Source organism: Microbispora hainanensis (genome assembly GCF_006874475.1).
GTDB lineage: Bacteria > Actinomycetota > Actinomycetes > Streptosporangiales > Streptosporangiaceae > Microbispora > Microbispora hainanensis.
In genome coordinates, this window is sequence record NZ_VIRM01000058.1 from 13,242 (window position 1) to 39,487 (window position 26,246).

General features: G+C 70.4%; 28 protein-coding genes. 16 read left to right on the forward strand and 12 right to left on the reverse strand.

The annotated features are described in order from the left end of the window. Nucleotides 1-65: 65 nt before the first annotated feature. The 10 genes from FLX08_RS33415 to rocD all read left to right on the forward strand — a co-directional run bounded on the left by FLX08_RS33415 (nt 66) and on the right by rocD (nt 8,865). Nucleotides 66-1,277 carry an aminotransferase class I/II-fold pyridoxal phosphate-dependent enzyme gene (locus tag FLX08_RS33415; RefSeq protein WP_208761812.1) on the forward strand — a complete coding sequence of 404 codons (1,212 nt, stop codon included), beginning with the start codon at nt 66-68 and terminating at the stop codon, nt 1,275-1,277. Next, on the forward strand, nt 1,267-1,773 hold the full coding sequence (locus FLX08_RS33420; protein WP_142624254.1) for a DUF6190 family protein: 507 nt from the start codon (nt 1,267-1,269) through the stop codon (nt 1,771-1,773). Before FLX08_RS33415 ends, FLX08_RS33420 begins: the two co-directional genes overlap by 11 nt. 8 nt (nt 1,774-1,781) lie before the next feature. Further along, complete coding sequence (locus FLX08_RS33425; protein WP_244313088.1) at nt 1,782-2,591, forward strand: dihydrodipicolinate synthase family protein; 810 nt, start codon at nt 1,782-1,784, stop codon at nt 2,589-2,591. 5 nt (nt 2,592-2,596) lie between these two features. Then, a complete protein-coding gene (locus FLX08_RS33430) occupies nt 2,597-3,436 on the forward strand; it encodes an iron-containing redox enzyme family protein (RefSeq protein WP_142624300.1) in 840 nt (279 codons plus the stop codon). After that, nucleotides 3,433-3,765, forward strand: coding sequence for a Rieske (2Fe-2S) protein (locus tag FLX08_RS33435; protein ID WP_142624255.1), 333 nt, complete (start codon nt 3,433-3,435; stop codon nt 3,763-3,765). The genes FLX08_RS33430 and FLX08_RS33435 overlap by 4 nt, the downstream gene beginning before the upstream one ends. After that, nucleotides 3,762-5,366: a purine-cytosine permease family protein gene (locus FLX08_RS33440; protein WP_208761814.1), complete on the forward strand. Its 1,605-nt coding sequence runs from the start codon at nt 3,762-3,764 to the stop codon at nt 5,364-5,366. Before FLX08_RS33435 ends, FLX08_RS33440 begins: the two co-directional genes overlap by 4 nt. Continuing rightward, the gene (locus FLX08_RS33445; protein WP_142624256.1) at nt 5,363-6,079 is read left to right on the forward strand and encodes a DsbA family oxidoreductase; all 717 of its coding nucleotides are present in this window, start codon (nt 5,363-5,365) and stop codon (nt 6,077-6,079) included. The genes FLX08_RS33440 and FLX08_RS33445 overlap by 4 nt, the downstream gene beginning before the upstream one ends. 172 nt (nt 6,080-6,251) lie before the next feature. Beyond that, nucleotides 6,252-6,701 (forward strand): Lrp/AsnC family transcriptional regulator, encoded by a 450-nt coding sequence (locus FLX08_RS33450; RefSeq protein ID WP_142624257.1) that lies wholly within the window; start codon nt 6,252-6,254, stop codon nt 6,699-6,701. A gap of 107 nt (nt 6,702-6,808) precedes the next feature. Continuing rightward, a complete protein-coding gene (gene ddaH, locus FLX08_RS33455; RefSeq protein ID WP_244313089.1) occupies nt 6,809-7,663 on the forward strand; it encodes a dimethylargininase in 855 nt (284 codons plus the stop codon). After that, on the forward strand, nt 7,660-8,865 hold the full coding sequence (rocD, locus tag FLX08_RS33460) for an ornithine--oxo-acid transaminase (protein WP_142624258.1): 1,206 nt from the start codon (nt 7,660-7,662) through the stop codon (nt 8,863-8,865). Before ddaH ends, rocD begins: the two co-directional genes overlap by 4 nt. Here the strand turns inward: rocD and FLX08_RS33465 are convergent. Beyond that, nucleotides 8,834-10,417: an alkaline phosphatase D family protein gene (locus tag FLX08_RS33465; protein ID WP_142624259.1), complete on the reverse strand. Its 1,584-nt coding sequence runs from the start codon at nt 10,415-10,417 to the stop codon at nt 8,834-8,836. The genes rocD and FLX08_RS33465 overlap by 32 nt on opposite strands. Before the next feature lie 258 nt (nt 10,418-10,675). Between FLX08_RS33465 and FLX08_RS33470 the strand changes: the two genes are divergently transcribed. Next, nucleotides 10,676-11,998, forward strand: a complete 1,323-nt coding sequence (locus FLX08_RS33470) for a Glu/Leu/Phe/Val family dehydrogenase (RefSeq protein ID WP_142624260.1) — start codon at nt 10,676-10,678, stop codon at nt 11,996-11,998. A gap of 115 nt (nt 11,999-12,113) precedes the next feature. On the opposite strand, the gene FLX08_RS33475 is transcribed toward FLX08_RS33470, so the two are convergent. From FLX08_RS33475 to FLX08_RS33485, 3 genes are read right to left on the reverse strand one after another with little or no spacing between them, the layout of a single operon-like run. Next, nucleotides 12,114-13,019, reverse strand: coding sequence for a Gfo/Idh/MocA family protein (locus FLX08_RS33475; RefSeq protein WP_142624261.1), 906 nt, complete (start codon nt 13,017-13,019; stop codon nt 12,114-12,116). A 34-nt stretch (nt 13,020-13,053) separates the two neighbouring features. Next, nucleotides 13,054-13,983: an NAD-dependent epimerase/dehydratase family protein gene (locus FLX08_RS33480; protein WP_142624262.1), complete on the reverse strand. Its 930-nt coding sequence runs from the start codon at nt 13,981-13,983 to the stop codon at nt 13,054-13,056. An 11-nt stretch (nt 13,984-13,994) separates the two neighbouring features. Continuing rightward, complete coding sequence (locus FLX08_RS33485) at nt 13,995-14,342, reverse strand: YrdB family protein (protein WP_142624263.1); 348 nt, start codon at nt 14,340-14,342, stop codon at nt 13,995-13,997. Between the two features lie 112 nt (nt 14,343-14,454). Between FLX08_RS33485 and FLX08_RS33490 the strand changes: the two genes are divergently transcribed. Beyond that, nucleotides 14,455-15,153, forward strand: a complete 699-nt coding sequence (locus FLX08_RS33490; RefSeq protein ID WP_142624264.1) for a TetR/AcrR family transcriptional regulator — start codon at nt 14,455-14,457, stop codon at nt 15,151-15,153. 72 nt (nt 15,154-15,225) lie between these two features. Then, nucleotides 15,226-15,348, forward strand: a complete 123-nt coding sequence (locus tag FLX08_RS43130) for a hypothetical protein (RefSeq protein ID WP_280117149.1) — start codon at nt 15,226-15,228, stop codon at nt 15,346-15,348. A gap of 341 nt (nt 15,349-15,689) precedes the next feature. Here FLX08_RS43130 and FLX08_RS33495 read toward each other — a convergent pair whose 3' ends face one another. Both FLX08_RS33495 and FLX08_RS33500 read right to left on the reverse strand, forming a co-directional pair. After that, nucleotides 15,690-16,100 carry a type II toxin-antitoxin system VapC family toxin gene (locus FLX08_RS33495; protein ID WP_142624265.1) on the reverse strand — a complete coding sequence of 137 codons (411 nt, stop codon included), beginning with the start codon at nt 16,098-16,100 and terminating at the stop codon, nt 15,690-15,692. After that, a complete protein-coding gene (locus FLX08_RS33500) occupies nt 16,097-16,390 on the reverse strand; it encodes a type II toxin-antitoxin system Phd/YefM family antitoxin (protein WP_142624266.1) in 294 nt (97 codons plus the stop codon). The genes FLX08_RS33495 and FLX08_RS33500 overlap by 4 nt, the downstream gene beginning before the upstream one ends. A 265-nt stretch (nt 16,391-16,655) precedes the next feature. On the opposite strand from FLX08_RS33500, the gene FLX08_RS33505 reads away from it, so the two are divergent. After that, a complete protein-coding gene (locus FLX08_RS33505) occupies nt 16,656-17,531 on the forward strand; it encodes a hypothetical protein (protein WP_142624267.1) in 876 nt (291 codons plus the stop codon). A 187-nt stretch (nt 17,532-17,718) separates the two neighbouring features. Here FLX08_RS33505 and leuA read toward each other — a convergent pair whose 3' ends face one another. After that, complete coding sequence (gene leuA, locus FLX08_RS33510; RefSeq protein WP_208761816.1) at nt 17,719-19,446, reverse strand: 2-isopropylmalate synthase; 1,728 nt, start codon at nt 19,444-19,446, stop codon at nt 17,719-17,721. 276 nt (nt 19,447-19,722) lie between these two features. Between leuA and FLX08_RS33515 the strand changes: the two genes are divergently transcribed. Together FLX08_RS33515 and FLX08_RS33520 are read left to right on the forward strand one after the other, a co-directional pair. After that, nucleotides 19,723-19,968 carry a DUF2630 family protein gene (locus tag FLX08_RS33515; RefSeq protein ID WP_142624269.1) on the forward strand — a complete coding sequence of 82 codons (246 nt, stop codon included), beginning with the start codon at nt 19,723-19,725 and terminating at the stop codon, nt 19,966-19,968. Nucleotides 19,969-20,041: 73 nt separating this feature from the next. Next, complete coding sequence (locus tag FLX08_RS33520) at nt 20,042-21,190, forward strand: GNAT family N-acetyltransferase (RefSeq protein ID WP_142624270.1); 1,149 nt, start codon at nt 20,042-20,044, stop codon at nt 21,188-21,190. 264 nt (nt 21,191-21,454) lie between these two features. On the opposite strand, the gene urtE is transcribed toward FLX08_RS33520, so the two are convergent. Genes urtE through urtA form a run of 5 tightly spaced genes read right to left on the reverse strand, consistent with a single transcriptional unit; the run spans nt 21,455 to nt 26,110 of the window. Continuing rightward, the gene (gene urtE, locus FLX08_RS33525) at nt 21,455-22,147 is read right to left on the reverse strand and encodes an urea ABC transporter ATP-binding subunit UrtE (protein ID WP_142624271.1); all 693 of its coding nucleotides are present in this window, start codon (nt 22,145-22,147) and stop codon (nt 21,455-21,457) included. Beyond that, on the reverse strand, nt 22,134-22,895 hold the full coding sequence (gene urtD, locus FLX08_RS33530; protein ID WP_142624272.1) for an urea ABC transporter ATP-binding protein UrtD: 762 nt from the start codon (nt 22,893-22,895) through the stop codon (nt 22,134-22,136). The genes urtE and urtD overlap by 14 nt, the downstream gene beginning before the upstream one ends. Beyond that, nucleotides 22,892-24,025, reverse strand: coding sequence for an urea ABC transporter permease subunit UrtC (gene urtC, locus FLX08_RS33535; RefSeq protein WP_142624273.1), 1,134 nt, complete (start codon nt 24,023-24,025; stop codon nt 22,892-22,894). Before urtC ends, urtD begins: the two co-directional genes overlap by 4 nt. Continuing rightward, on the reverse strand, nt 24,022-24,876 hold the full coding sequence (gene urtB / locus FLX08_RS33540) for an urea ABC transporter permease subunit UrtB (RefSeq protein WP_142624274.1): 855 nt from the start codon (nt 24,874-24,876) through the stop codon (nt 24,022-24,024). The genes urtC and urtB overlap by 4 nt, the downstream gene beginning before the upstream one ends. Before the next feature lie 7 nt (nt 24,877-24,883). Continuing rightward, nucleotides 24,884-26,110: an urea ABC transporter substrate-binding protein gene (gene urtA / locus FLX08_RS33545; protein WP_142624275.1), complete on the reverse strand. Its 1,227-nt coding sequence runs from the start codon at nt 26,108-26,110 to the stop codon at nt 24,884-24,886. Nucleotides 26,111-26,246: the final 136 nt, after the last annotated feature.

Genomic DNA, 26,246 nt, shown 5'->3' on the forward strand with positions numbered 1-26,246 from the left:
GGCGCCTGTTCTTCCCGCACCACTCTTGCGCTACTCCATGTTCCGCACCAGTGAAGGGATCGGCCATGAACAATGTCGGCACGGAAATCGAAGAGACGATGGCCGGCACGTCCGGAACCCCGGACGTGACCGCGTTCGTCGACCTCACCCAGCACGAGATCCAGGCCCTGAAGACCCGTTGGAACCTCGCCGACGCGCACACCCACCAGCGCCAGTCCGCCGGCCAGGACAAGATCGTCTCCCGTCTCCCCGACCTGTGGTACGAGGCCGAGGAAAACCAGCAGGCGCATTTCGAGCGGCGATTCATCGACGCCTTCTTCCGGCTGCACAAGCAGCCCACCGCGGCGGCGGCCGGCAAAACCTGGCTGTCGTATTCGGCCAGCGTCTCCACAATGGTCGCGGCCATGTACCTGATGCAGCGGAACATGTCGGTCGGCCTCATCGAGCCGTGCTTCGACAATCTCGTCGACCTGCTCAAGCACATGCGGGTCGAACTCACCGCGCTGCCGGAGGAGTCACTCGCCGATCCGGCACGCATTTACCAGAACCTGAGCGCCCTGGAAACAGACGCGCTCTATCTGGTCGACCCCAACAATCCGACCGGATTCAGCCTTCTGCAGTATGGGCTGGACGGATTCCGCGAGGTCATCCGCTACTGCAAGGACAACGGCAAGCTGCTGATGCTCGACCTGTGCTTCGCGTCGTTCGCGCTGTGCGACGAGAACATCGGGCGCATCGACATCTACAAGCTGCTGGAGGAGTCGGGCGTCTCCTACATGGCCCTGGAGGACACCGGCAAGACCTGGCCGGTGCAGGACGCCAAGTGCGCGATGCTGACGGTCAGCGACGACATCAAGGAGGAGGTCTACAACATCCAGACGGCGGTCCTGCTGAACGTCTCGCCGTTCGTCCTCAACTTCCTCACCCAGTACGTCGAGGACTCCATCGAGGACAACTTCGCCTCGGTGCGCGACGTCATCACCGACAACCGGGCGATGGCCGTCAAGGCCGTCGAGGGCACGGTCCTCGAGTACGTCGAGCCCGTGGTGAACACGAGCGTCGCGTGGTTCCGCATCAAGCCGGAGGACCTCACCGCGAGCGAGCTGCAGCAGCGGCTGCTGGAGGACGAGATCTACGTGCTGCCGGGCACGTACTTCTACTGGAACGACCCGGCGAAGGGCGAGCGCTACATCCGCGTCGCCCTCGCCCGCCGGCCCGGCACCTTCGCCTGCGCCATGCACCGGATGCGTGAGGTGCTGCTCGGCTATGAGCGGTGAGCCCTTCCTCGACGCCGCCCTGTTCATGGGCATGCACAGCCGCGACGACGAGCTCCGGCGGGGATGCAAGCGCTTCTTCACCGAGCGCCTGTCCGGGGGCCACGTCCTGATGAGCCTGGAGCACGTCGGGCGGTGCGACGACCTGGTCTGGCGATACCCCCGCCAGGCGCAGGACGAGTACTACCCGTTCATGGACAACCTGCACTCCGACATGGCCATCGACCGCATCGGCTACGACGAGCAGGACCTGCGCCTCGCCCTGGAGGCCGCGGTGCTGTCGGACCTTCCGCTGCACGAGCGGCTCCTCGTGGCGATGGCGATGCGCCGCGACACGGTCGTGGTGACGGCCAGCCCCCGGCTGAGCCTGCGCCCCGACCTCCCGGTCAGGCCGGTGGAGCCGGCGAAGCCGGCCGATGCCGAGCCGGTGTTCCCGGCTCCGCTGGAACGGCTCTACGAACGGTCCCTGGCCCTGCGAGTCGACGTCGACGACCTGTGAGGTGACCCGTGAATCCAGCACAGCACTCGGGGACGATCGTCCCCATGGTCACGCCCCTGACCGAGGCGGGCGAGGTGTCCGAGCCGAGCGTACGGCGGCTCGTCGGGTCCCTCCGCAGCGAGGTCACCGGGCTGATGCCCGCCCTGTCCACCGGCGAGGGGTGGAAGCTGTCGGACCGGCAGTGGCGCGACGTCGTCGCGTACACGGTCCGGCACGCGGACGGGCTGCCCGTCCTGGCCGGCGTGCAGTCGCCGACCACCGAGGAGGTGATCGCCAGGGCGAAGGAGGCCCAGGCCCTCGGCGTCGCGGCCATCGCCGTCACCACCCCCTTCTCGCCCGACCTGACCCAGGAGGAGATCTACGAGCACTACCGGGCGATCCGCGAGGCCGTGCCGGTGCCGCTGTTCGTCTACAACGAGAAGGCCCTGTCGGGCAACCAGATCGAGCTGGACACCCTGGTGCGCGTCTGCGCCCTGCCCGGCGTCGCCGGCGTCAAGGAGTCCAGCGGGTCGGCCGAGTTCACCAGGAAGCTCGTCGCCGCGGTCCCCGGGATCCCGGTGTTCGAGGGCTGGGAGAACCTCCTGCACGAGGTGACGGGGCCCGGCGGCGTGGCCGGGTTCATCGGCCCCCTGGCCAACCTGGAGCCCGGCCTCGCCAACGCCATGCTGGCCGAGCCGTCCGCGCAGCGGCAACGGGACATCGACGCGACCTGCGAGCGGTACGGCCTGTTCAAGGACGACTGGTACAAGCACCTGAAGAAGGAGCTGCACCGCCGCGGGGTCATCGACACCGACGTGATCGTCGGGGAAGCGGGGTGAGCGGAATGCTGGAGGTCCGGCCCGGAGACTCCGCCCAGAAGCGGCTCTATGTCTACAACCGCTCGGTCCTCACCCCCGAGAGGTACGCCGAGCTGTGCGAGATCGAACGCGACTGGGTGGTGTGCCTCGCCGCCGAGCACGAGGAGCGCGCGCCCCGCTTCGGGTTCCGCATCGAGCTGATCGACGCGCTCCACGACCTGCTGGCCAAGGAGGAGGCCAACGCCTCCGACGACGAGCGGTTCCTCGCCGAGGAGGCCACCCTCGACCAGTTCAAGACGGTGGTCGCGGAGTTCGCCGTCGACGGTCTGGTGGAGTCGCAGTCGCACCTCGGGATCCTGCGCCGCCTGCCGTCCAAGGCGCGCATGGCCGTGCTGCGCGTGCTCATCGACGAGTTCGGCTGCGGCAACGACGACATGGAGCACTCGCGGCTCTACCGCGACCTGGTGACCGAGCTGGGCCTGCCCGCCGACCTGGAGCACTACGTGGACCGGGCCGGGGACGCCAGCTTCGCGTACGTCAACCTGTTCCACTGGCTGGCCGACCGGGCGCCCGCGCCGGAGTACTTCCTCGGCGCGTACGCCTACTTCGAGGCCAGCGTGCTGTACGCCTTCAGGCCCTTCGCGGCGGCCGCGAAACGGCTCGGCCTCCGCAACGACCGGTATTACACAGAACATCTGTACATCGACAGCTTCCACTCCAAGCAGATGCAGACCGCGATACGGGCGCTCGGCGAGCATCGCGAGGTCGACCTGGCGAAGGTGTGGGCCGGCGTCACGCTGACCAGCGCCGTCATCGCCGAGGCCACGGAGGCCGCGGTGGACAGGGCGAGGAAGGTGGCCGCATGACCGCCGACCCGGGCCGGCCCGTCTCACTGCGCCAGATCGCGCCCGACCTCCTGTTCATCGAGGTGGCGGGCAGGAGGGTGCTCACCCAGGCGGAGTGTCCTCACCGCAGGGGCCGGCTGCGCTACGGCTACCTCAACGGGCGGACGCTGCGGATCACCTGCCCGCTGCACCACTCCACGTTCGACCTGCTCACCGGCCGGCAGGTGGCCGGTCCGCCGTGCGGCTCACTGCGCGTAACCCCGCTGCCCGAGGACGCCGCGTCTCCTCGGTCGGCGGCGGAGGCGGTGGCGTTGGCCGAGAGGCTCCGGCCCGAGGCGGGCGCTCCGTGACCACACGGGAGCTGCCCGCCCACGTCGCCGGGCAGGCCGGTGAGCGGGCCGGTGAGCGGGCCGGTGAGCGGGCCGGTGAGCGGGCCACAGACCAGGCCACAGAGCAGACCGGCGGCCAGGGCAGCGGGCACGGCGGCGGCCAGGGCACCCGGATGGAGGCGCACGGCGTCGACCGGATCCCGGACGGCGAGCGCACCGCCTCGCCGCGCGAGTTCCTGTGGATCTGGCACTCGGCCCAGTTCTCGTTCGGCACGGTGGTGCTCGGCTCGGTGCCGGTGAGCTTCGGCCTGAGCTGGACGGCCTCCGTCACCGCGATCCTGGTGGGGCTGCTGATCGGCACGGCGGTGTTCGCACCGCTCGTGCTGTTCGGCAAGCGCACCGGCGCGAACGACGCGGTGTCCAGCGGCGCGCACTTCGGCGTGCGCGGCCGGGTCGTCGCCAACGTCATCACCATCGTGGTCGCGATCGGGTTCTTCTCGATCGCGGTGTGGACGGGCGCCACCGCCATCCTCGCGGCCGGCCAGCGGGTGCTCGGCACCCCGGCCGGCCCGGGGGGCCTCGCTCTCACGATGCCGCTCATGGCGCTGGCCGTCGCCGTGGTCGCCGTGTACGGATACGGCGCGCTGCTGGCGACGTACAAGGTCATGACGGTGATCGGCGGGCTGGTGCTGCTGGCGCTGGTCGTGGTGCTGCTGCCCGGTTTCGACCCGGGACACGCGGGCGGGCCGTACGCGCTGGGCGACTTCTGGCGGACCTGGCTGCTGGCCGTGTCGTTCAGCGCCACGCTGCCGGTGTCGTACTCGACGTTCCAGGGCGACTACAGCCGCTACCTGTCGCCCCGGGCCGGCGACCGGGCGGCGGTGGCGTACACGGGCGCCGCGATGTACGTGAGCAACGCGATCGCACTCATCGGCGGCGCCTACGTCACCACGATGCTGAAGGACGCCTCGGCGCCGTGGATCCTCGGGGTGGCCGACGTGGTGCCCCAGTGGTTCGCGGTCGTGGTGATCGCCTTCGGGTTCGCCGGCACGCTGCCGCAGGCGGCGCTGTGCCTGTACGCGGCGGGGCTGTCGGCCAACTCCATCCTGTGGCGGCTCCCCCGCGCGGCGGCGACCTGGCTGATGTGGGCCTTCGGCGTCGCCACCCTGTACGTCGGGGCGATCGTCTTCGACGCCATCGAGTCGATCTCGACGTTCGTGCTGATCCTGCTCGTCCTCGTGTCGCCGTGGACGGCGATCATGTTGGTCGGGCTCGCCCTGCGGCGGGGCCGGTATCACCCCGACGACCTGTACGGCTTCGCCCGGCCCGGCGACCGGGGCCGCTACTGGTTCACCGGGGGGTTCAACCTCCGGGCCCTGGGGGCGTTCGTCCCCGCGGTGGTCCTGGGGCTGCTGTTCGTGGACAACACGATCTACACCGGCCCGTTCGCCGGCCTGGCGGGCGGGGTGGACCTGAGCTGCCTGGTGCCGTTCTGCACGGCGGCGCTGCTCTACGCCGCGCTGTGCCGGCTGTTCCCCGAGCGGACGGCCCTGGCGACCGCAGAGGACGTCACTGCAGACGGCGTGACCGCAGATTACGTGACCGGAGGTGATCCGAGATGAGCAGGGATCCGCGGCTGCCCGACTCGCCCGACACGATCGTGGTCTTCTCCGACCTCAACTGCTCCTTCGCCCACCTGGCCGTGCACCGCCTGCACCAGGCGCGGCGGCGGCTCGGCCTGGAGGGACGGCTGTGGTTCGACCACCGCTGCTTCCCCCTGGAGCTGTTCAACCGGACGGTGAACGAGCGCCCGGGGGTGGACTCGGAGGTGTCGGTGGTCGGCGCCCTCGACCCATCCGCCGGGTGGCGGCTGTGGCAGGGGCCCGACTGGACCTACCCGGTCACGATGCTGCCGCCTCTGGAGGCCGTGCAGGCGGCGAAGGCGCAGGGCCTGCACGCCTCGGAACAGCTCGACCTGGCGCTGCGCCGGGCCTTCTGGGCCGAGGGCCGGTGCATCTCGCTGCGGCACGAGATCCTCGACGTCGCGGCCTCCACCGGGGCGGTCGACGTCGGGGCGCTGGCCGAGGCGCTCGACGACGGCCGCGCCCGGCGGGCGGTGATGGACCAGTTCGAGGCCGCCCGGCACGGCCGGGTCGACTGCAGCCCCCACGTGTTCCTGTACGACGGGACCGACGTCGCCAATCCCGGCGTGCGGGCCCGGTGGGTCAACGGCGACTTCGGCGTGGGCTTCCCGGTCATCGAGGCCGACGACCCGAGCGTCTACACGGATCTGCTCGCCAGGGCCGCCGAGCTGATCTGCGAGGCCGCGGCCTGACGACCGGCCGCCGAAGAGAGGGCGCGGGCCCCGGCGAGGGGGCCCGCGCCCTCTGCTGTCCGCCACGACGCAGCCCCGCACCCTCCGCCGTCCCCTGCCGCGGGCCTGGCGCGGTGCGGCGACGGGCACGGCGCGGGACATGCCGGGCCCCGGCGGCTGTATACAGGTCCACGTGAGGTTGGACGAGCTCGATCGCGCCATAATCCGGGCCCTCGTCGAGGACGCCCGGGCGACGTACGCCGAAATAGGCGCTCAAGTGGGGCTGTCGGCTCCGGCGGTGAAGAGGCGGGTCGACCGGCTCGTCGCCAGCGGCGCGATCACCGGTTTCAGCGCCCGGGTCGAGCCGTCGGCCCTCGGCTGGACCACTGAGGCGTACGTCGAGCTGTACTGCCGGGGGAAGACCTCACCGGCGGAGATCGGCATGGCCGTGTCCCGGCATCCGGAGGTCGTCTCGGCCTGCACGGTCACCGGCGAGGCCGACGCGCTGCTGCACATCCGCGCGACCGACGTGCGGCACGTCGAGCGGGTGATCGAGCGCCTGGCGGCCGAGCCGTTCGTGGTCCGCACGAAGAGTTCGATCGTGCTGTCGCGGCTGATTAACGGATCGCTGCAAAACGGGTGATAGACGCAACCGATCCACACGTGATCGCAACGCGGGCGCATTGGATTGTCGCCTCCCGATTCCTACGCTGAAGTCCCGTTCACCCGGTTTCCCGCTTGGAGTCGACGATGACGCTTGCGCCCGCCACCGAGGCCACGGACCGTGGCCTTACGGGCACGGCCCGGCATTTCCTGATGTGCCGGCCGGATTTCTTCACGGTCTCGTATTCCATCAACCCGTGGATGCACCCGGAGAAGGACACCGACACGGCCAGGGCGGTGCGGCAGTGGGAGAGCCTCCGGCAGGCGTACGAGAGCCTGGGCCACACCGTCAGCCTGATCGACCCGATCGAGGGCCTGCCGGACATGGTGTTCGCCGCGAACGGCGCGCTCGTCGTGGACGGACGGGTCTACGGCGCGAAGTTCGCCCACCCGCAGCGTGCCGCCGAGGGCCCCGCCTACCTGCGGTGGTTCGCCGAACGGGGATACGAGACACTGGAGGCGTCCTTCACCAACGAGGGTGAGGGCGACTACCTGACGCTCGACGAGATGATCCTGGCCGGCACGGGATTCCGCACCGACGTGGCGGCGCACATGGAGGCCCAGGAGTTCCTCGGCCGCCCGGTCGTCACGCTGCGCCTGGTCGACCCGAGGTTCTACCACCTCGACACCGCCCTGTTCCCGCTGAACGGCCACAACGTCGCGTACTATCCGGAGGCGTTCAGCGAGGGCAGCAGGAAGGTGCTGCGGCGGCTGTTCCCCGACGCCGTGATCGCCACGTCCGCCGACGCGGAGGTGCTCGGCCTCAACGCGGTGAGCGACGGCCGCAACGTCGTCGTCAACGCCGAGGCCACCGGGCTGATCCTGGAACTCAAGCGCCGCGGCTTCGAGGTCGTCCCGGTCGACCTCAGCGAGCTGCGCAAGTCGGGCGGCGGGCCCAAGTGCTGCACCCTCGAGATCCGGCCGAACAGGGAGACCCGATGAACAGCGAGGAACTGATCCGGCTCAGCGAGAGCCACAGCGCGCACAACTACCACCCGCTGCCCGTCGTGATCAGCTCGGCCGAGGGCGCCTGGGTCACCGACGTGGAGGGCAAGCGGTATCTCGACTGCCTGGCCGGCTACTCGTCGCTGAACTTCGGCCACGGCAACCCCGCGATCCTCGCCGCGGCCCGGGAGCAGCTCGACCGGCTGACGCTGACCAGCCGGGCGTTCTACCACGACCGGTTCGCCGCGTTCGTGACCGGCCTTTCCGAGCTGTGCGGCAAGGACATGGTCCTGCCGATGAACACCGGCGCGGAGGCCGTCGAGACCGCGATCAAGGTCGCCCGCAAGTGGGGCTACGAGGTCAAGGGCGTCGCTCCCGATCAGGCCAACATCGTCGTGATGGAGGACAACTTCCACGGCCGTACGACGACGATCGTGGGCTTCTCCACCGACCCCGAGTCGCGCGACGGCTTCGGCCCCTTCTCCCCCGGCTTCCGGATCGTCAAGTACGGCTCGGCCGAGGCGGTCAGGGAGGCGATCGACGAGAACACGGTGGCCGTGCTGCTGGAGCCCATCCAGGGCGAGGCCGGCGTGCTGGTGCCGCCGGACGGCTACCTGGCCGCGGTCAGGGAGATCTGCACCGACAACAACGTGCTGTTCGTGGCCGACGAGATCCAGTCGGGCCTCGGCCGCACCGGCGACACGTTCGCCTGCGACCACGAGCGCGTCGTCCCGGACATGTTCGTCCTGGGCAAGGCCCTCGGCGGCGGCGTGGTCCCGGTCTCCGCGGTCGTCGCGAACACCGACGTCATGGGCGTGATCGGGCCCGGCCAGCACGGCTCCACCTTCGGCGGCAACCCGCTGGCCTGCGCCGTCGGCGACGCGGTCATCGGGCTGCTGAAGACCGGCGAATATCAGGCCAGGGCCCGCGAGCTGGGCGCGTTCCTGCACGCGCGGCTGGCCGGCCTCGGCCCCGGCGTGGTGGCGGTGCGCGGGCGCGGCCTGTGGGCGGGCGTCGACATCGACCCCTCGCTGGGCACTGGGCGGCAGATCAGCGAGGCGCTCCTGCGCCGCGGCGTGCTGGTCAAGGACACCCACGGCTCGACGATCCGCCTCGCGCCGCCCCTCGTCGTCTCCCGGGACGACCTGGAGTGGGCGCTCGACCAGCTCAGCGCGGTGCTGCGGGAGGCTCGGGCCTGATCCGCACCGCGTCCTGATCGCCGGTGTCGGTGAACCACGTCACCGCGGCCTCCCCGGGCGCCAGGTCGATGGCGGTCATCATGTTGGGGAACCAGGGTCCCTTGCTGATGCGCCATCGCAACGGCGGCCGGGGAAGGCCCCCGGCCCTGGCCAGCACCCCGCCGAGCACGCCCGCGAGCCCGAACGACGCCACGATGTTGGCGAAGCGCAGCGTGCGGCTCAGCGGGTTGCGGATGGGTGAGCAGACGATCTGGTGGACGCGCCCGCCGCCCCGGCGCCGTACGGACGCCATGTAGGAGTAGTGGACGTCGCCGGACAGCAGCAGGACGGTCGCGGGCGGCCTGCCCCGGGCGCCCGAGGCGACCTCCAGCACCACGTGCGCGAGCTCCTCGAACGACCGGCGGAAGGCCCCCCAGTGCTCCAGGTCGAGGAACTGCCGCACGCGCTCGCCCCACCGGGCCGCACTGCGGCCCCAGATGCCGTCGCAGACCGCCTCGTTCCAGCTCTCCACGTGGTGGATCCCCGCGGGCAGCAGGATCGGCAGCGACGACCCGACGAGCAGGTGCTCGAAGTCGCCGGTGGCGTGCTTGTCGAACCAGTCCCACTCCCCCGGGTCGAGCATCCTGCGGCGTCCCGGCTCCAGCACCCGGGCGCTGCGGCTGTCCAGCACGATCAGCCGGGTGCCGTCCAGGTCCCTGTGGTAGCTCCAGCGCACCGAGTCGGGCTCCCGGTCGGCCCGGCGGGCGAAGGCGTCGAGCGCCTCGTCGCCATCGCCCGCCCGCAGCGCGGCGAGCACGGGATCGGCCGCCCGCTCGGCCGGGGGCAGGTTGCCCAGGTGCTGGTAGACGTAGTAGGAGCCGAGCGCGGAGACGATGCGCCGCTCCCACCAGGGCACCTCGGCCATCTGCTCGCGCCAGGCCTTCGAGGTGTTCCAGTCGTCCCTGACGTCGTGGTCGTCGAAGATCATCAGGCTGGGCACCGTGGCCAGCAGCCAGCGGACCGGAGGGTCGGACCACGCCTGCCGGTACAGCTCGGCGTACTCCTCGAAGTCGACGACCTCCTCGGGTCCGTCGTCCCTGCGCCCGGCGATGAACTCCTTCATGTCCGGCGTCAGCTCGTCGGCGTACACCTGGTCGCCGAGCAGCAGGATCAGGTCGGGCCGCTCGTCCGGCGACTCCATCAGGCGCAGGCCGTACGCCCGCAGGACGTCCGGGCCGTGCGTGCGCACGTACGGCTCCTCGTGGGGGACGCTGGTGCGGCAGGAGCCGAAGATCAGCCGATCGAGGCGGGTCAGCGGGCGGATCACGCTCGGCGGCAGCCCGTCGGCCGGCCACACCGGCCGGTCGTCGAGCTCCACCTCGTAGGCCACCGGGCCCTCGAGGCCGACGTCGACCAGGGCGTAGTGGTGGCCGTGCACGGTGAAGGTGCGCTCCTCCGAGGAGGCGTCGCCGGCCCGCACGCGGACCGTGCAGGGCTCGGAGGTCTCGACCCAGACGGTCGCGGCGGCCGCGTCCACATGGCGCAGCAGTGGGCCCAGCACAAGTTCCGGCACGAGACCTGTCTACTGCAAAAGGACGGCAAAGCGCGACTTACGCCCACCTGTCCTGCGCCGTTCACGGTCCGCGCGCCGCCTATGCGCCGGAACGGCGAAATCCCACCCGGCGATCTCCGTATTGGCCTATATCGCGATCACCCGGCACACGGTTTGATCCTGATGTCGCTCCTCCGGCCCGCCTTCCGTGCCCGTCAACGACGACGGCGCGCGGGGCCCGGGGGGACGGCCACCCCTTTCCGACAGGAGAACACCAGAATGACCATCACGGACTTCCCGACAACGGCGTCGGGGGTTCGGTCTCCGATCCCCGATCACCCCGCCCCCACACCGGGTGAGCGCGCCCTGGCCGCCGCCCGCTTCCAGCTCGCCGAGGCGTCCCGCTTCCTCGGCCTCGACGACGGCCTGCACCACATGCTCGCCACGCCCCGCCGCTCGCTGACGGTCTCCGTGCCCGTACGCCGCGAGGACGGCCGCCTGGAGGTGGTGCAGGGCCACCGCGTGCAGCACAACCTCTCGCGCGGACCGGCCAAGGGCGGCATCCGGTTCCACCCCGACACCGATCTCGCCGAGGTCACCGCGCTCGCCATGTGGATGACGTGGAAGTGCGCCCTCGTCGGCATCCCGTACGGCGGGGCCAAGGGCGGCGTCGCCGTGGACCCGGCCACGCTGACCACCCGCGAGCTCGAACGCGTCACCCGGCGCTACGTCAACGAGATCCTGCCGCTCATCGGCCCGGAGAAGGACATCCCCGCGCCCGACGTGGGCACCGACGAGCAGACCATGGCCTGGATCATGGACACCTACAGCGCCAACGCGGGCTACTCCGTCCCCGGCGTGGTGACCGGCAAGCCCACGGCGCTCGGCGGCTCGCTGGGCCGCGCGGGCGCGACGTCGCGCGGGGTGCAGATCGCCGCGCTGCAGGCGCTGACCCGGAGCCGTGGGGCGGGCTCCCCCGAGGGCACGACCGTTGCGGTGCAGGGCTTCGGCAAGGTGGGCGCGCTCGCCGCCCAGTATCTGGCCGACGCCGGCTGCCGCGTCGTGGCCGTCTCGGACGCGGGCGGCGCGGTCGTCCGGCCCTCCGGTCTCGACGTCGCCGCGCTGCGCGCCCACGCCGCCGAGACCGGGTCGGTCCACGGCTACCGCGACGCCGACCCGCTCTCCCACGACGAGCTGCTCGAACTCGACGTGGACATGCTGGTGCCGGCCGCGCTCGAAGGCGTGATCACGGCGGACAACGCGCCGCGCGTACGGGCCCGCCTGGTCGTGGAGGGCGCCAACGGGCCCACCACACCCGAGGCCGACCGGATCCTGGGCGGCAACGGGGTCACGGTGGTGCCCGACATCCTGGCCAACGCCGGCGGGGTGATCGTGTCCTACCTGGAGTGGGTGCAGAACACCCAGGCGTACTCCTGGAGCGCCGGGGAGGTCGAGGTGAAGCTCCGCGACCTGATGGAGAACGCCTATCGGGCGGTCGCGGACCTGGCCGCCGAGCGTGACCTCACGCTCCGCCAGGCCGCCCACGCGATCGGGGTGGGGCGGGTGGCCGAGGCCCACCGCATGCGGGGCCTCTACCCCTGACGCCCCTCAGAAGACGGCGATGACGGCCGCCTCCCGGGAATATGCGGCTTCCGGGAGGCGGCCAGGCCGTCTTGGGAGGTCGGTCCGGCCGTCTTGGGGGCGGCATTGGGGCCGGTCAGGCAGTGGCCGCCGTTTTCGTGGCGGCCAGCACGATCTGCTCGCACAGCTCGTGGGTCTCCAGGGCGTCGTCGGCGTCGAGGATCCGGCCCTCCCGGACCGCGTCGAGGAACTCCCGGCAGATCTGCTCGATGCCGCGCTGCCGCGTCGCCGGGACCCAGTCGCCGCGCCTCGTGAGAGTCTCGTCCCCGCCGAACTCGACCACGTCGCCGAGGTTGACGACCCGCCGCTTCCCTCCGCCGCCCATGACCTCGCAGGTCTCCTCGGCCGCGCCGCTGGTGCGGCTCATCACGCCGACGGCGGTGAAGTCGTCGCCGCCGAGCGTCAGCACCACGTGTTCGAGCAGGCCGTCGCGCACCCTGGTCCTGATCACGGTGTCGGTGACCGGCCCGGGGGCGAGGAAGCGCAGCGTGTCGGCCACGTGGACGAAGTCGTCGAAGATCATCGTCCGCGGGTCGCCGGGCAGGTCACGCCGGTTCTTCTGCATCACGATCACGTCGCGCGGCAGGCCGCGCAGGGCCGCGTACGCGGGGGCGCGCCTGCGGTTGAACCCGACCATCAGCGACCTGTTCCGCTCGCGCGCCAGCCGTACGAGCCCGGCGGAGGCGGCGGCGTCGTAGGCGAGCGGCTTGTCCACGTAGACGTGCACGCCCGCCTCCAGCAGCGTGGTCACGATCGGGACGTGCGCGCCGGTGGCCGCGTGCACGAAGGCCGCGTCGATCCCGGCCTCGGCGAGCGCGTCCACGGAGGTGAAGCGCGCGCCGATCCGGTAGGCGTCGCCGAGCCGGTCGAGCGTCGCCCGGTCGCGGGTGCACAGCAGCGGCTCGATGCCCGGCGTCGCCGCCAGGACCGGCAGGTAGGCCTTCTCCGCGATGTCGCCCAGGCCGATGATTCCGACTCTCATGCCGGGGAGACTATCGCCGTCCCTCCGGGGCCGGTCAGCGCCCCCGCCACCACGCCACCGTCTCCTTCACCGCGTCCTCGACCGGCGTCGGCGCGAACCCGAGGACCGCCTGGGAGGCGGCGGAGTCGAGCACGTACGGCCGGTCGAACTGATAACGGGTCTCCCCCATCTCCCGCAGGAGCGGCACCACGAGCCCCGCCGCCTTCAGCGCCCACGACGGCAGCCGCCGCAGGCGCGGCGCCGGGAGGCCGCCCGCCTCGCACACCCGCACGGCGAACTCCCTGATGGTGAAGGGCGGCGCGGTGGGCACGTGCCAGGGCCGGCCCCACGCGCGCTCCTCCTCCGCGGCCGCCGCCAGCGCCCGCACCACATCGGGCAGGTACGTGTAGCTGTGCGGGATGTCGGGGTCGCTCAGGACGAGGCCGGGCTTGCCCGCGAACAGGGGCGTCAGGAGCCGGGGCCCCAGGTAGGACTGGCCGGACGACCGCGGCCCGTAGTAGTCCGAGCCGCGCACCTCCGTGACCCGCACCCGGCCGGCCTCGTGCGCGGCCCGCATCTCCTCCCACATCCGCGCCCTGACCCTGCCCTTCGTGCCCGTCGCGGCGAGCGGCAGGTCTTCGGTCATCGGCCCGTCCACCGGGCCGTAGCCGTACAGGTTGCCCAGCGTGACCAGGACGGCCCCGGACGACTCGGCGGCGGCCAGCAGCGCGGCCGCGATCGGCGGCCAGTCGAGGGGCCACCGGTGATAACGCGGGTTCGCGCAGTTGTAGAGCGCGTCGGCCCCCTCGGTGAGCCGCCGCATCACGGCGGCGTCGGCCGCGTCCGCGGCGACCCGCGAGATCCCCGGCCGCTCCGGCCCGGAACCCGAGCGGGTGACGAGGGTGACCTCGTGCCCGCGCTCCGCCAGCGTCTCGGCGAGCCCGCCGCCTGCCTGTCCCGCTCCGACGATCACATGCCTGCCCATCGCTTCCTCCTTCAGACCTGGTCTGTCAGCAGCCGCAGCACACCGTCCACGACGTACACGATCGCGAACACCACACCCGCGGTGACGAGCCCGGAGGCCACCAGAGCCGCCGCCCCCGCGCCGAACCACACGACCTCGAAGGCGGCCCTGGCGATCCCGTGCAACTGGTGCGGCGCCTTGCCGCCCGCCATGAACAGCCCCCACAGTGTGGCGAACACCGCGGGAGTGCCGAGCCCCAGCACGATCCTGGCCAAGATGTGGGCCTCCCGCGTGAACCCCCAGTAGGCCAGCGCGACCAGCACGCCCAGCTCCAGGAAGAACATCACTGCGGCTGCCGTTCCCTTGGCTACGGTAAGCATCGGCACTCCTTGCGTTCATTGCTCCGCTTCGAGAGCAATGCTCTCTCACTGGAGCGGTCTTCGTCAAGAGCAGCGCTCTCTAAACACTGCGGTGCTCTGTTAACCTGGGCCCATGAATGCGAGCAGGACCGCGCGGGAGCGGGTGAGGGCGGAGCTGATCAAGGAGATCACGGACATCGCCCGGCGACAGCTGGCGACGGAGGGGGCCGGGGGCCTGTCCCTGCGGGCGGTGGCACGCGAGATGGGGATGGTCTCCTCGGCGATCTACCGTTACTTCCCCAGCCGCGACGACCTGCTGACCGCGCTGATCATCGACGGATACAACGCCCTCGGAGAGGCCGTCGAGCACGCCGACGCCGCGTGCGCGCGCGACGACTTCACCGGACGCTGGCTCGCCGTCTGCCGTGCCGTACGCGAGTGGGCCCTGGCCCATCCGCACGAGTACGCCCTGCTGTACGGCTCGCCCGTGCCGGGCTACGCCGCTCCGCAGGACACCGTCGCGCCGGCCGTGCGCGACACGGCCGTGTACGGCCGAATCATCGCCGACGCCCACCACGCGGGCAGGCTCGCCCCTCCCCCGGTCTGCCCGCCGCCGCCCGCGGTCCTGGCGCAGGACGCGGAGGTCGTGCGGGCACTGATGCCGGACGTGCCGGACGACGTGGTCGCCCGGGCGATCATCGCCTGGACGGGCCTGTTCGGCATGGTCAGCTTCGAGCTCTTCGGCCAGTTCAACAACACGATCACCCACCGAACCGAGCTGTTCGACCACAACATGACCTGCCTCGCCCGCCTGATCGGCCTGCCCGAGTAGCCGCCCCCGCCCGGCCGGCAGCGCCCTGCCTCCCGCGTGGCACGACTGCCTCACATGCGAGACAGTCGTGCCATGAGCCTCGTCGGCGCGATGAAGAGCCTGATGTCCCTCACCGAGGCGCAGTGCGGCCTGGTGACGGCACGCCAGGCGCAACTGAACGGCGCGCACCGTCGCGACCGGTCAGGAGTTCCTTGAGCACCTGACCGATCGACAAGGACAGCGGATTTCCCATGTGGCCCCCCGGTGAGAGGTTCCCCTACACCTCCCCACACGCTTTCGGCACCGCCATCACAGGCCACATCCGAAAGAGCTCGGGCGATTCGCCGTACTCCATGAGCCAACGCCGTCGCCAGTTCGCGTACGACCGGCTACTCGCCCGCCTCTTCACAAGCGATGAGAAGGGTTGGATCCTCAAGGGCGGCGTCGCTCTGCTCACCCGTCTCTCGGCAGCTCACTGAGCAGGTCTCCCAGCTCTCGCGGCCGGTCGACGCCCTAAGTGGCCAGGAGATGACGCTCGTAGCGCGGCAGGAGGCGGTTCATCCGGGCCCGGCCCCGTGCAAGCCCGGTGCGGCGACGGGGAAGCCCGCTTCTTCGGCCGCGGCGAGCAGTCGCTTGTCGTAGGCCACGAACCAATCGAGCGCGCGCTCCAGCAGGTGCGCGGCGGACAGATGAAGGGCGTCGAGAGTCCGCAGCCGGGCCGGCCCGAGCTCCGCGGCCGCGGCGAGGAGCGGTGTGTCCACGGGCAACGTCCTCAGCCGGGCCATCAGCGCCTTCGCCGTGGAGACCGCCTGAGGTCCGCAGGGCCGCACCGCCCGGACGACCTCGGCCCGGGCCAGTTCGCAGACGACCGCCGCCCCGCTCTGTGCCGCCAGCCATTTCTCGAGCGCCGCCGTCTCGTCCTCCCGGACGACCAGCTTGACCAGCGCCGAGGAGTCGAGGTAGATCACCGCTCGTCCGCCCTGAGCTCCGCCAGCACTTCGCTGGGCACGGGCGCTCCGGGTTCCGGACGCAGAGCATGCCAGGCGGCCCAGTCGATCTCCACTTCGGGCAGCTTCATGCGGCCCTCCGCGATGAGCCGGTCGGTGACAACACGTTCGTGCGGCAAAGCGGTGAGCTGCGCCACGGGCCGCCCCCTCTCCGTGATCTCGACCGTGTTTCCGGCCTGGACCAGTTCCAGGTAGTGCGCGAGCCGGTCGCGCAGTTCCCGTACTCCCACACTGACGACCTCGTCCGACATGTCCTCAGGCTAGCCGACGCGGTCCCATCTGCCTGTCAACGGTACGCCAATCTGCGTGTGCGTACCGCTTATCCCAGCGAAAGCACACATCGGGCTGTGAACGCAGACTACGGAAGGCACAATGGATCATGCAATGAGGTAGGAGTACTCGATTTCGCGTTAGGACATTCAGCGCATGAAGCGATTAGTTGCTCTATTCAGTGCTGCGGCTGTTACCTGTGCTCTGCCGGCCCCCACTCCGGCGGCAGCGGCCGCCGGCGATCCGGTGGCCGCGGTACGGCGGCTCCTGTCCGCCCAGTCATCCGTCAAGGTGGCCGAGTGGGGAGAGGTCCAGCTGGGTTCGCGCTCGCGGCTGATCAACCACACGGCCAATACCTTCAAGTACGACTACAAACGCACGGGGTCGATCCAGCTCGGGCGCACAGGGGTGGTCGCGTCCGACCTCAGCAGGCGGCTGCGGTTCGAGCGTGACGACTCCGCGGCCCTCGTGAAGAAGGACGCCGCCGACGGCGACCCCGTGGCCAGGAGCCTTCTGATCCAGACCCGGCCGCACCGTTCCGTGAGTGTGAACGGCAGGCTCTACACCACCGGGCCCCTGTACGCGCCCGCGTTGCCGAAGGGAAAGACCTGGGCCCTGCGCGGCGCGATCCCGAACGGCGGCGCCTTCACCGATCAGGTCGTCAACATATTCGAACCCCGGACGCTGAAAAAACTGCTGTCCGACACCTATTCCATAAAGCGCTCCGGCTTCAAGGACATCACCGGCCGGATCCACGAGAACATGATGCTCTACAGGGGGAAGATCACCTTCGCCGACCTGTACGCCGTCTCGCCCACCTTCCGAACGCTTCTCGGGCAGAAGCCCGACGCCACCCTCGCCCCGGCCCTCGTCTGGTGGTGGTTGTGGACCGACAAGAACGGCACGCCCATGATGGTCGATTCCAGCTGGGACACCTGGGTCAAGGGCGGGACCGGCCGGCCGTACGCCGGCGGATCGGCGAGGACCGAATATCTCGCCTGGCGACCTCGCGTCACGATCAAAGCGCCCAGGTCGTCGCTGGTGGCGAAGGTCGCAGGCCCGGCCAACGGGCTGCCCGAGATCGACGACGCCGGCGAGGCCATCCGGGACCGGCGGGGATAGCCACGCAGCTCGAACGCGTCGGTCACGAGACATGCGAAAGGCGGCAGTCGGGGATCTCCCGGTTGCCGCCTTTCGCATGTTTCACGACAGCTTTGTGGGCTGTTCAGGGCATTCGCTTGCGATTTTGTGCAAGGTCAGGGGCAGTGAGGCGCAGGTTCCGCCGCATCACTGCAAGATTCGGGGGCCGTCAGACGCGGGTGGCGCGGTTGACGGCGGAGATGATGGCCTTGAGCGAGGCGCTCGTCGTGTTCGCGTCGATTCCGACGCCCCACAGGACCTGCGTGCCGTTCGGCCCGCCGACCTCGCACTCGACGTACGACGCGGCCTTGGCGTCGGCGCCCGCGCTCATCGCGTGCTCGGTGTAGTCGAGGACCCGCACCGGCACCCCGATGCTCTCCAGCGCGTCACAGAAGGCCGAGATGGGGCCGTTGCCGACGCCCTCGATCTCCCGGATCTGGCCGTCCACCCGCACGTCGGCGCTGATCGCGTCCTTGTCGTCCACGGCCGAGGTGTGCCGGTGGGCCAGCAGGCCCAGGCGGCCCCAGGGGCTCGCCGGGTTGGGCAGGTATTCGTCGGCGAACCGCTCCCACATCTCCGCGGCCGTGACCTCGCCGCCCTGGGCGTCCGTACGGGCCTGGATGACGCGGGAGAACTCGATCTGCAGGCGGCGCGGCAGGTCGAGCTGGTGGTCGGCCTTCATGATGTAGGCGACGCCGCCCTTGCCCGACTGGCTGTTGACCCGGATCACGGCCTCGTACGTGCGGCCGATGTCCTTGGGGTCGATCGGCAGGTACGGCACGGCCCAGGTGAACTGGTCGACCGGCACCCCGGCGGCGGCCGCGTCGCGCTCCAGGTGCTCGAAGCCCTTTTTGATCGCGTCCTGGTGGGAGCCGGAGAAGGCCGTGTAGACCAGCTCGCCGCCCCACGGGTGGCGGGGGTGCACGGGGAGCTGGTTGCAGTGCTCGACCACGCGCCGGATCTCGTCCATGTCGGAGAAGTCGATCTCCGGGTCGATGCCCTGGGAGAACAGGTTCATGCCCAACGTGACCAGGCAGACGTTGCCGGTCCGCTCGCCGTTGCCGAACAGGCAGCCCTCGATGCGGTCGGCGCCGGCCATGTAGCCCAGCTCGGCGGCGGCGACGGCCGTGCCGCGGTCGTTGTGCGGGTGCAGGGACAGCACGATCGAGTCCCGGTACGCCAGGTTGCGGTGCATCCACTCGATCTGGTCGGCGTACACGTTGGGCGTGGCCATCTCGACCGTCGCCGGCAGGTTGACGATCACCTTGTGGTCGGGGGTGGGCTGCCAGACGTCGTTGACGGCGTTGCAGACCTCGACGGCGTACTCCAGCTCGGTGCCCGTGAAGGACTCGGGCGAGTACTGGAAGTAGATGTCGATGCCCTCCATCTCGGCCGCCAGCTTCTTGCACAGCTTGGCGCCCTCGACGGCGATCGCGGTGATGCCGTCCCTGTCCTGGCCGAAGACGACCCGGCGCTGGAGGGTGGAGGTGGAGTTGTACAGGTGGACGATCGCCTGACGGGCGCCGCGCAGCGACTCGAAGGTCCGCTCGATCAGCTCGGGCCGGGCCTGCGTCAGCACCTGGATGACCACGTCGGAGGGGATGCGCTCCTCTTCGATGATCCGGCGGACGAAGTCGAAGTCGGTCTGCGACGCGGCCGGGAAGCCGACCTCGATCTCCTTGTAACCCATCCGGACCAGCAGGTCGAACATCTTCAGCTTGCGGTCGGCGTCCATCGGGTCGATCAGCGCCTGGTTGCCGTCGCGCAGGTCGACGGCGCACCAGCGGGGCGCCTTGGTGATGACCTTGTCGGGCCAGGTGCGGTCGGTCAGCCGTACGGGCTCGAACGGCGCGTAGCGATGGAAGGGCATGGGGCTGGGCTGCTGCTCATTCATGATCTGCTCCTCGTCGGGCGCACGGCGGGCCCCGGGCACGACATAGCCGTCGAGTTCGTGAGAGGGGGGCGCCGTTGGATGAAACCAGGGCGGCCGACGCGCATGACTCTCGCACCGCGGCGAGGGAGCCGGCCTCTTACAGGCCCTCGCCGCGGCGGATAAGAAGGAGTCCGCGCAGCATGCCAAGCAGACTAGCAGACCCCCTCAACCGCATGAGACACCCGATCACATTCCGAGACGGAGCCCCAGGTTAGGGTGACTCGTGACGAAGGAGGCCACATGAAGGACGACGAGATCCTGAAGCGGATCAGGGACCTGGTCGACGAGGAGCACTCCCTGCGCGAACGCCTGGTCGCGGGCGAGCTGACCTCGGAGGAGGAGCACAACAGGATCGCCTCGCTGGAAGAGCAGCTCGACCGCTGCTGGGACCTGCTGCGTCAGCGCCGCGCCCGGCGCGACGTGGGCGAGGACCCGGACTTCGCCTCCCCGCGTCCGGCCGACGAGGTCGAGAACTACATGCAGTAGCGCCCTCACCCTCCCTGTTCCACGATGTGAAAATCAGTCGCGCCCTGACAGGGGGTGCGAAATTCTTGTCGGCATGCAAACGAAGCGCGTCGCCCCCATCGAGAACGACGCCGCGCAGGAGGAAGACGACCCGGACGGCCCGGCAGACCACTCTCCTCTGGCCGGTCTGCACGCCATCGCGCGAGCATGCGATCATCCGGGTCCGGCGATGTCGTGGCGGCACTTCACGGCGAGCGTATGGAGCGGGCCCGGCGGCGAGCGGGCCGAGGCGTGGGTGGCGCACGACAGCGGCCGGATCAACAGCGCCCAGACCGACGACAGCCGGACCCACGACGGCCAGGCCGACGGGCGGCTCACCGGCAGCCGGGCCCACAGCGGCCGGATCGGCGGGCAGCTCGGCGGGCAGGGCGTCGGCGACGCGGTCACCGGCGGTTACCTCCTCCACTTCCCTCAGGACGACAACACCCACCTCGCCCTGCTCCGGCTGATGACGCATCCGGACCGCAGGCGCGAGGGCATCGGCGGCGCGCTGCTCGACCACGCCATCGGCCGGGCACGTGAGGAGGGCAGGCGCGTCCTCGTCGCCGAGGCCGCGGCCGACGGGCCGGGCACGGCGTTCGCCAAGGCCCGCGGCTTCTCCCCCGCTTCCACCGAGACCCGGCTCGTTCTCGACCTGCGTACGGCCGACTGGTCCGGCCTCGAACTCCTCCGGGCCCGGGCCGTACGGCACGCCACCGGCTACTCGCTCGAACGGTGGGCCGGGCCGACCCCCGACGACCTGCTCGGCGACATGGCCCGCCTGACAGAGGGCATGAACGACGATCCGCTGGGCGACCTCGCGATGGAGGACCAGCGGTGGACGGCCGACCGCGTACGCGCCCGCGAGGAGATGCTCGCGCGCGCGGGCCAGCGGACCTACACGATGATCGCCCGGCATACGGCCGGCGGAGAGCCCGCGGGGTTCACCCAGCTCATCGTGGACGCCGAGCGGCCCGAGGGATGGGGCCGCCAGTTCTCGACGACCGTCCTCGGGCCGCACCGCGGCCGGCGCCTCGGCCTGGTGCTCAAGCTGGCCAACATCACCTGGTTCCGCGCCTGCGAGCCGTCGGTCGAGCGAGTCATCACGTGGAACTCCACCGCGAATCCGCACATGCTGGCGATCAACGAGGCGATGGGCTTCAAGATCTTCGACACCTGGCACCAGTGGCAGCTCGACATCTGAGCGCCGGCCGGCGGTGACATCCGCGAGGCGACCGACCGCATCCTCGATCACGTGCGGCGCGTCCAGACGGAGGCCGGGCGCGACGACCGACCGGCCGTACGCGCACCGGCCGGAGACGGCGGAGGAAGCGGTCGGTCCGTGCGCAGTGCCGGGTCCGGACGGCCCCCGCCGCTGCGAGACCGCTGTGGCGGCGCGGAGCCTCCGGCGCGGCCGAAGGCGTTCACACGTGCGATCGCTTCCTCCCTTCCAGGGTAAGCGCGGGGCTCAGACGGACAACAGCCGGTGGACCTCCTCGTCCTGGAGCTCCTGTGCCGGGCCGGACCTGACCACGCGTCCGGCGTCGAGGATCACGAACCCGTCGGCCAGCCGCAGCGCGAGGTCCAGATACTGCTCCACCAGCAGGATCGCGAGACCGCTCGCGTGCAGGCGTTCGACGGCCTCCTCGATCTCCAGGATGATCGACGGCTGGATGCCCTCGGTGGGCTCGTCCAGGATCAGCAGCTTCGGCCGGGTGACCAGGGCCCGCGCCATCGCGAGCTGCTGCTGCTGACCGCCCGACAGGAAGCCCGCCGGCCGTTTGAGCAGCGGCTTGAGCCGGGGGAAGACCTCCAGGGCCTCCTCCAGCGCCGCCCGGTCCCGGTGGGCGGACGCCTCCAGCGTGACCATGAGGTTTTCCATCACGCTGAGCTGGGGAAACGTGTCGTGCCCCTGCGGCACGTAGCCCATGCCGAGCCGTACGCGCTGGTCGGGGCGCAGCCGGGTGACGTCCCTTCCCTCGAACGTCACCTTCCCGCCGGTCGCCGGGAGCACGCCCATGACGGTGTCGAGCAGGGTCGTCTTGCCGACCCCGTTGCGGCCCATCACGCAGACGAGGCGGCCGGCGGGCACCTCGAGCGAGACGCCGAAGAGCACCCGTGCCCGTCCGTACCCCGAGTCCAGTCCCTCAACGGACAGCATCCTCGGCCCCCTCCCGCGCCCGTCCCAGGTAGATCTCCTGCACGCGCGGGTCGGCCCGCACCTGGTCGACCGAGCCCTCCGTCAGCACCTTGCCCTCGTGCAGCACGGTCACCTGGGAGGCGTAGCGGCGCAGGAAGTCCATGTCGTGCTCGACCACGATCACGGTGTGGTCGCGGGCGACCTCGGTGAGCAGTTCACCGGTGCGCTCGCGCTCACCCGAGGACATGCCGGCGACCGGCTCGTCGAGCAGCAGCAGCCGGGGCCGCTGGACGATCAGCATGCCGATCTCCAGCCACTGCCGCTGCCCGTGCGACAGCACCCCGGCCTTGCTACCCGCCAGCGCGGCCAGGCCGGTCGTCTCCAGCGCCGCCGTGACCTCCTCCGACACCACGCGCCTGCGGCGTAGCAGCGACCACAGCGGGCGCCGGAACGACGCGGCCAGGTCGAGGTTCTCCAGCACGGTGAGCTCCTCGAAGACCACGGAGGTCTGGAAGGTGCGGCCCACGCCGAGCCGCACGATCTCGTGCTCCCTGCGCCCCACGAGATCGTGCCCCTCGAACCGCACCGAGCCCCCGGTGGGTTTGGTCAGGCCCGTGATCACGTCGATGAGGGTGGTCTTCCCGGCGCCGTTCGGGCCGATCAGAAACCGCAGCTCGCCCCGGCCGACGGTCAGGTCGACGCCGTCGATCGCCCGGAAGCCGCCGAAGGCGACCTCCAGAGACCGGATTTCCAGCAGCGTGTCGGTCACGCCCGTGCCTCCCTTCTCCGTACGAGACCGGCGGCAAGGCCCGCGATGCCCTTGGGCGCCAGCGTCATGACGAGCACGAACAGGGCGCCCTGCAGATAGAGCCAGGCGTCCGGCAGTTCCTCGCTGAAGTACGTGCGCGCATATCCCATGACGACCGCGCCCAGCACCGCGCCGGCCAGCGCGAACCTGCCGCCGACGGCCACCGCGACGACGAGTTCGAGCGAGGGGACGACCCCGAGCAGGGCCGGCGAGATGATGCCGACCACGGGCACGAACAGCGCCCCCGCGATGCCGGCCATGCCCGCCGAGACCGCGAAGGTCAGCGTCTTCACCGTCGCCGGGTTGTACCCGAGGAAGCGCACCCGGTCCTCGCCGTCCCTGACGGCCAGCAGCAGCCGCCCGAACCGGCTGCGGACGAGTTGCCTGGCGCCCAGATAGAGCACCCCGAGCACGACCGCCACGAGCAGATAGAGGCCCCGCTGGGTCTCGTCGGCCGCCACATCGCGGCCGAAGAAGTCGAAGAAGTTGGTCAGGCCGTTCGTGCCGCCGGTCAGCCCCTGCTGCCCGACCAGCAGGATCACCAGCGCCGCCGCCAGCGCCTGGGTGAGGATCGCGAAGTACGCCCCGCGTACGCGCTGGCGGAAGACCAGCGTGCCGAGCAGCAGCGCGACCGCGACCGGCAGCACGACGACCATGGTCAGCGCGAAGACCGGGTTGCCGAACGGCTTCCACAGCGCCGGCAGCTCTTCCACCCCGCTCCAGACCATGAAGTCGGGCAGGTCCCCGCCGGCGTCGTTGAGCTTGAGATACATGCCCATCGCGTAGCCGCCGAGGCCGAAGAACACCCCCTGCCCGAGCGTGAGCATGCCGCCCTGCCCCCACGCGAGGCCGATGCCCAGCGCCACGATCGCGTAGCACAGATACTTGGCCAGCAGCCCGAGGCGGAACGGCTCCAGCAGCAGCGGCGCCACCACCAGGGCGAGCACCGCCACCGCCGTGAAGGCGGCCGCGCCCTGCCACCGCCGTACGGGCCTGCCCGGCGCCGTCGCGCCCGCGCCCTTGTCCGGGACGGCCGCGTCGGCGCTCTCGATCGGCGCCCTCGTGTCGGCGCCCTCGACCGGGGCCGTCATGTGAGCGCCCTCGATCGGACGAAGAACAGCCCCTGCGGCCGGATCTGCAGGAAGCCGATGATCGCCACGAAGACCACCACCTTGGCGAGGCTGGCGTCGCTCCAGAACTCGGCGTAGGAGTTCAGCAGGCCGAGGCCGGCCGCGGCCAGCACCGCGCCGCGAAGCTGTCCCAGGCCGCCCGCGACGACCACGAGGAACGCGTCCACGATGTAGTAGGTGCCGAGCGTCGGGCCGACCGGCCCGATCAGCGTGAGGGCGACCCCCGCGACCCCGGCCAGGCCCGAGCCGATGAAGAACGTCCGCTGGTCGACCCGCCCGGTGTCGATGCCGCTCGTGGCCGCGAGCCTCCTGTTCTGCATCACGGCCCGCATGCGCCGCCCCTGCCCGGTCCTGTTCATGTACGCCCAGATCGCGAGCACCGACGCCGCGGCGAGCGCCATGATGAACAGCCGGTTGTACGGCAGGATCCCGATGCCGCCGCGCAGCCAGGCGGGCGAGGCGACCTGCACGTTGGGCGCCCCGAACAGGTCACGGGCCAGTTGCTGGAGCATGAGGCTGACGCCCCAGGTGAGCAGCAGGGTGTCCAGCGGGCGGCCGTAGAAGCGCCGGATCAGCGTGCGCTCCAGGATCAGGCCCATGACCCCGGCCACCACGAAGGCGGCCGGGAGGGCGATCAGGAAGCCCACGCCCTGCAGCAGGTAGGCCGTGTAGGCCCCCGCCATGATGAACTCGCCGTGGGCCATGTTGATCACGCCCATCTGTCCGAACGTGAACGTCAGCCCGAGGGCGATGAGCAGCAGGACCGCTCCGATCGACAGCCCGATCGGCAGCTGGTTGAGCACTCCCTCCATGTCGCCGTCAGACCAGTCCGCCGGCCCAGGGGTACGTCTTGAGGTAGGGGTCCGGCTTGATCGGCTCGCCGGAGTTCCACACCTCCTTGATCTGCCCGTCCGGCTGGACGACGCCGATGCGCGCGGTCTTGTAGACGTGCTGGTTGTCGCCGTCGATCGTGACCTTGCCCTCGGGCCGGTCGAGGGACACGCCGCCGGCGGCCTTCTTGACGGCCTCCACGTCGGTGCTGCCGGCCTTCTTCACGGCCTCGGCCCACAGGTAGACGGCGTTGTATCCGGCCTCCATCGGGTCGGAGGTCACCTTGTCCGCGCCGTACTTCGCCTTGAACGCGGCGACGAACTTCTCGTTCGCCGGGGTGTCGGTCGTCTGGTAGTAGTTCCAGGCCACGAGCTGCCCGGCGACGTTGTCGACCCCGATGCCCTTGACCTCCTCCTCGGCCACGGACACCGACATGACCGGCATCTGGTCGGCGGTGATCCCGGTGCTCTTGAGCTGCTTGAAGAACGCGACGTTGCTGTCGCCGTTCAGGGTGTTGAAGACGGCGTCCGGCTTCGCCTCGGTGATCTTGTTGACGAGCGTGCTGTATTCGGTGTGCCCGAGCGGCGTGTACTCCTCGCCGAGGACCTCCATCCCGTTCGCCGCGGCGTACGCCTTGATGATTTTGTTCGCGGTTCTCGGGAAGACGTAGTCGCTGCCCACCAGGAACAGCTTCTTCTTGCCCTGCTCCTTCAGATAGTCGAGCCCGGGGACGATCTGCTGGTTGGTCGTCGCGCCCGTGTAGAAGATGTACGGCGAGCTTTCCAGGCCCTCGTACTGGACCGGATACCACAGCAGAGCCTTGCGTTTCTCGAAGACCGGGAGCATCGCCTTGCGGCTCGCCGACGTCCACCCGCCGAATACGGTCGCGACCTTGTCCTGCGCGATGAGCTTGGTGGCCTTCTCCGCGAAAGTCGGCCAGTCGGACGCGCCGTCCTCCACGACGGGCTCCAGCTTCTTGCCCAGCACGCCGCCGGCGGCGTTGATCTCCTCGACCGCGAGCAGTTCCGCGTCCCTGACCGTGACCTCGCTGATGGCCATCGTGCCGCTGAGGGAGTGCAGGATGCCGACCTTTATGGTGTCAGAACCACCAGATGAAGCAGATGTACTATTTGTGGAGGATTGTCCGCCACATGCCGCGAGTGTCGCGGTCGCGAGAGCGAAAGCCGCTCCGGCACGCCATAATGAGTTCCGCAATTGCCTCTCCCTTGCCGCTGCGGCCCCCGAGTTGATCCGTCTGCCGTCAAGGTGGGCGCGCGGTATTTCCCGCCGAAATCCCGGGAGTTAACAACTCATTAGCGAGAGCTCACCGCCTTCCGGATACGCATACGAA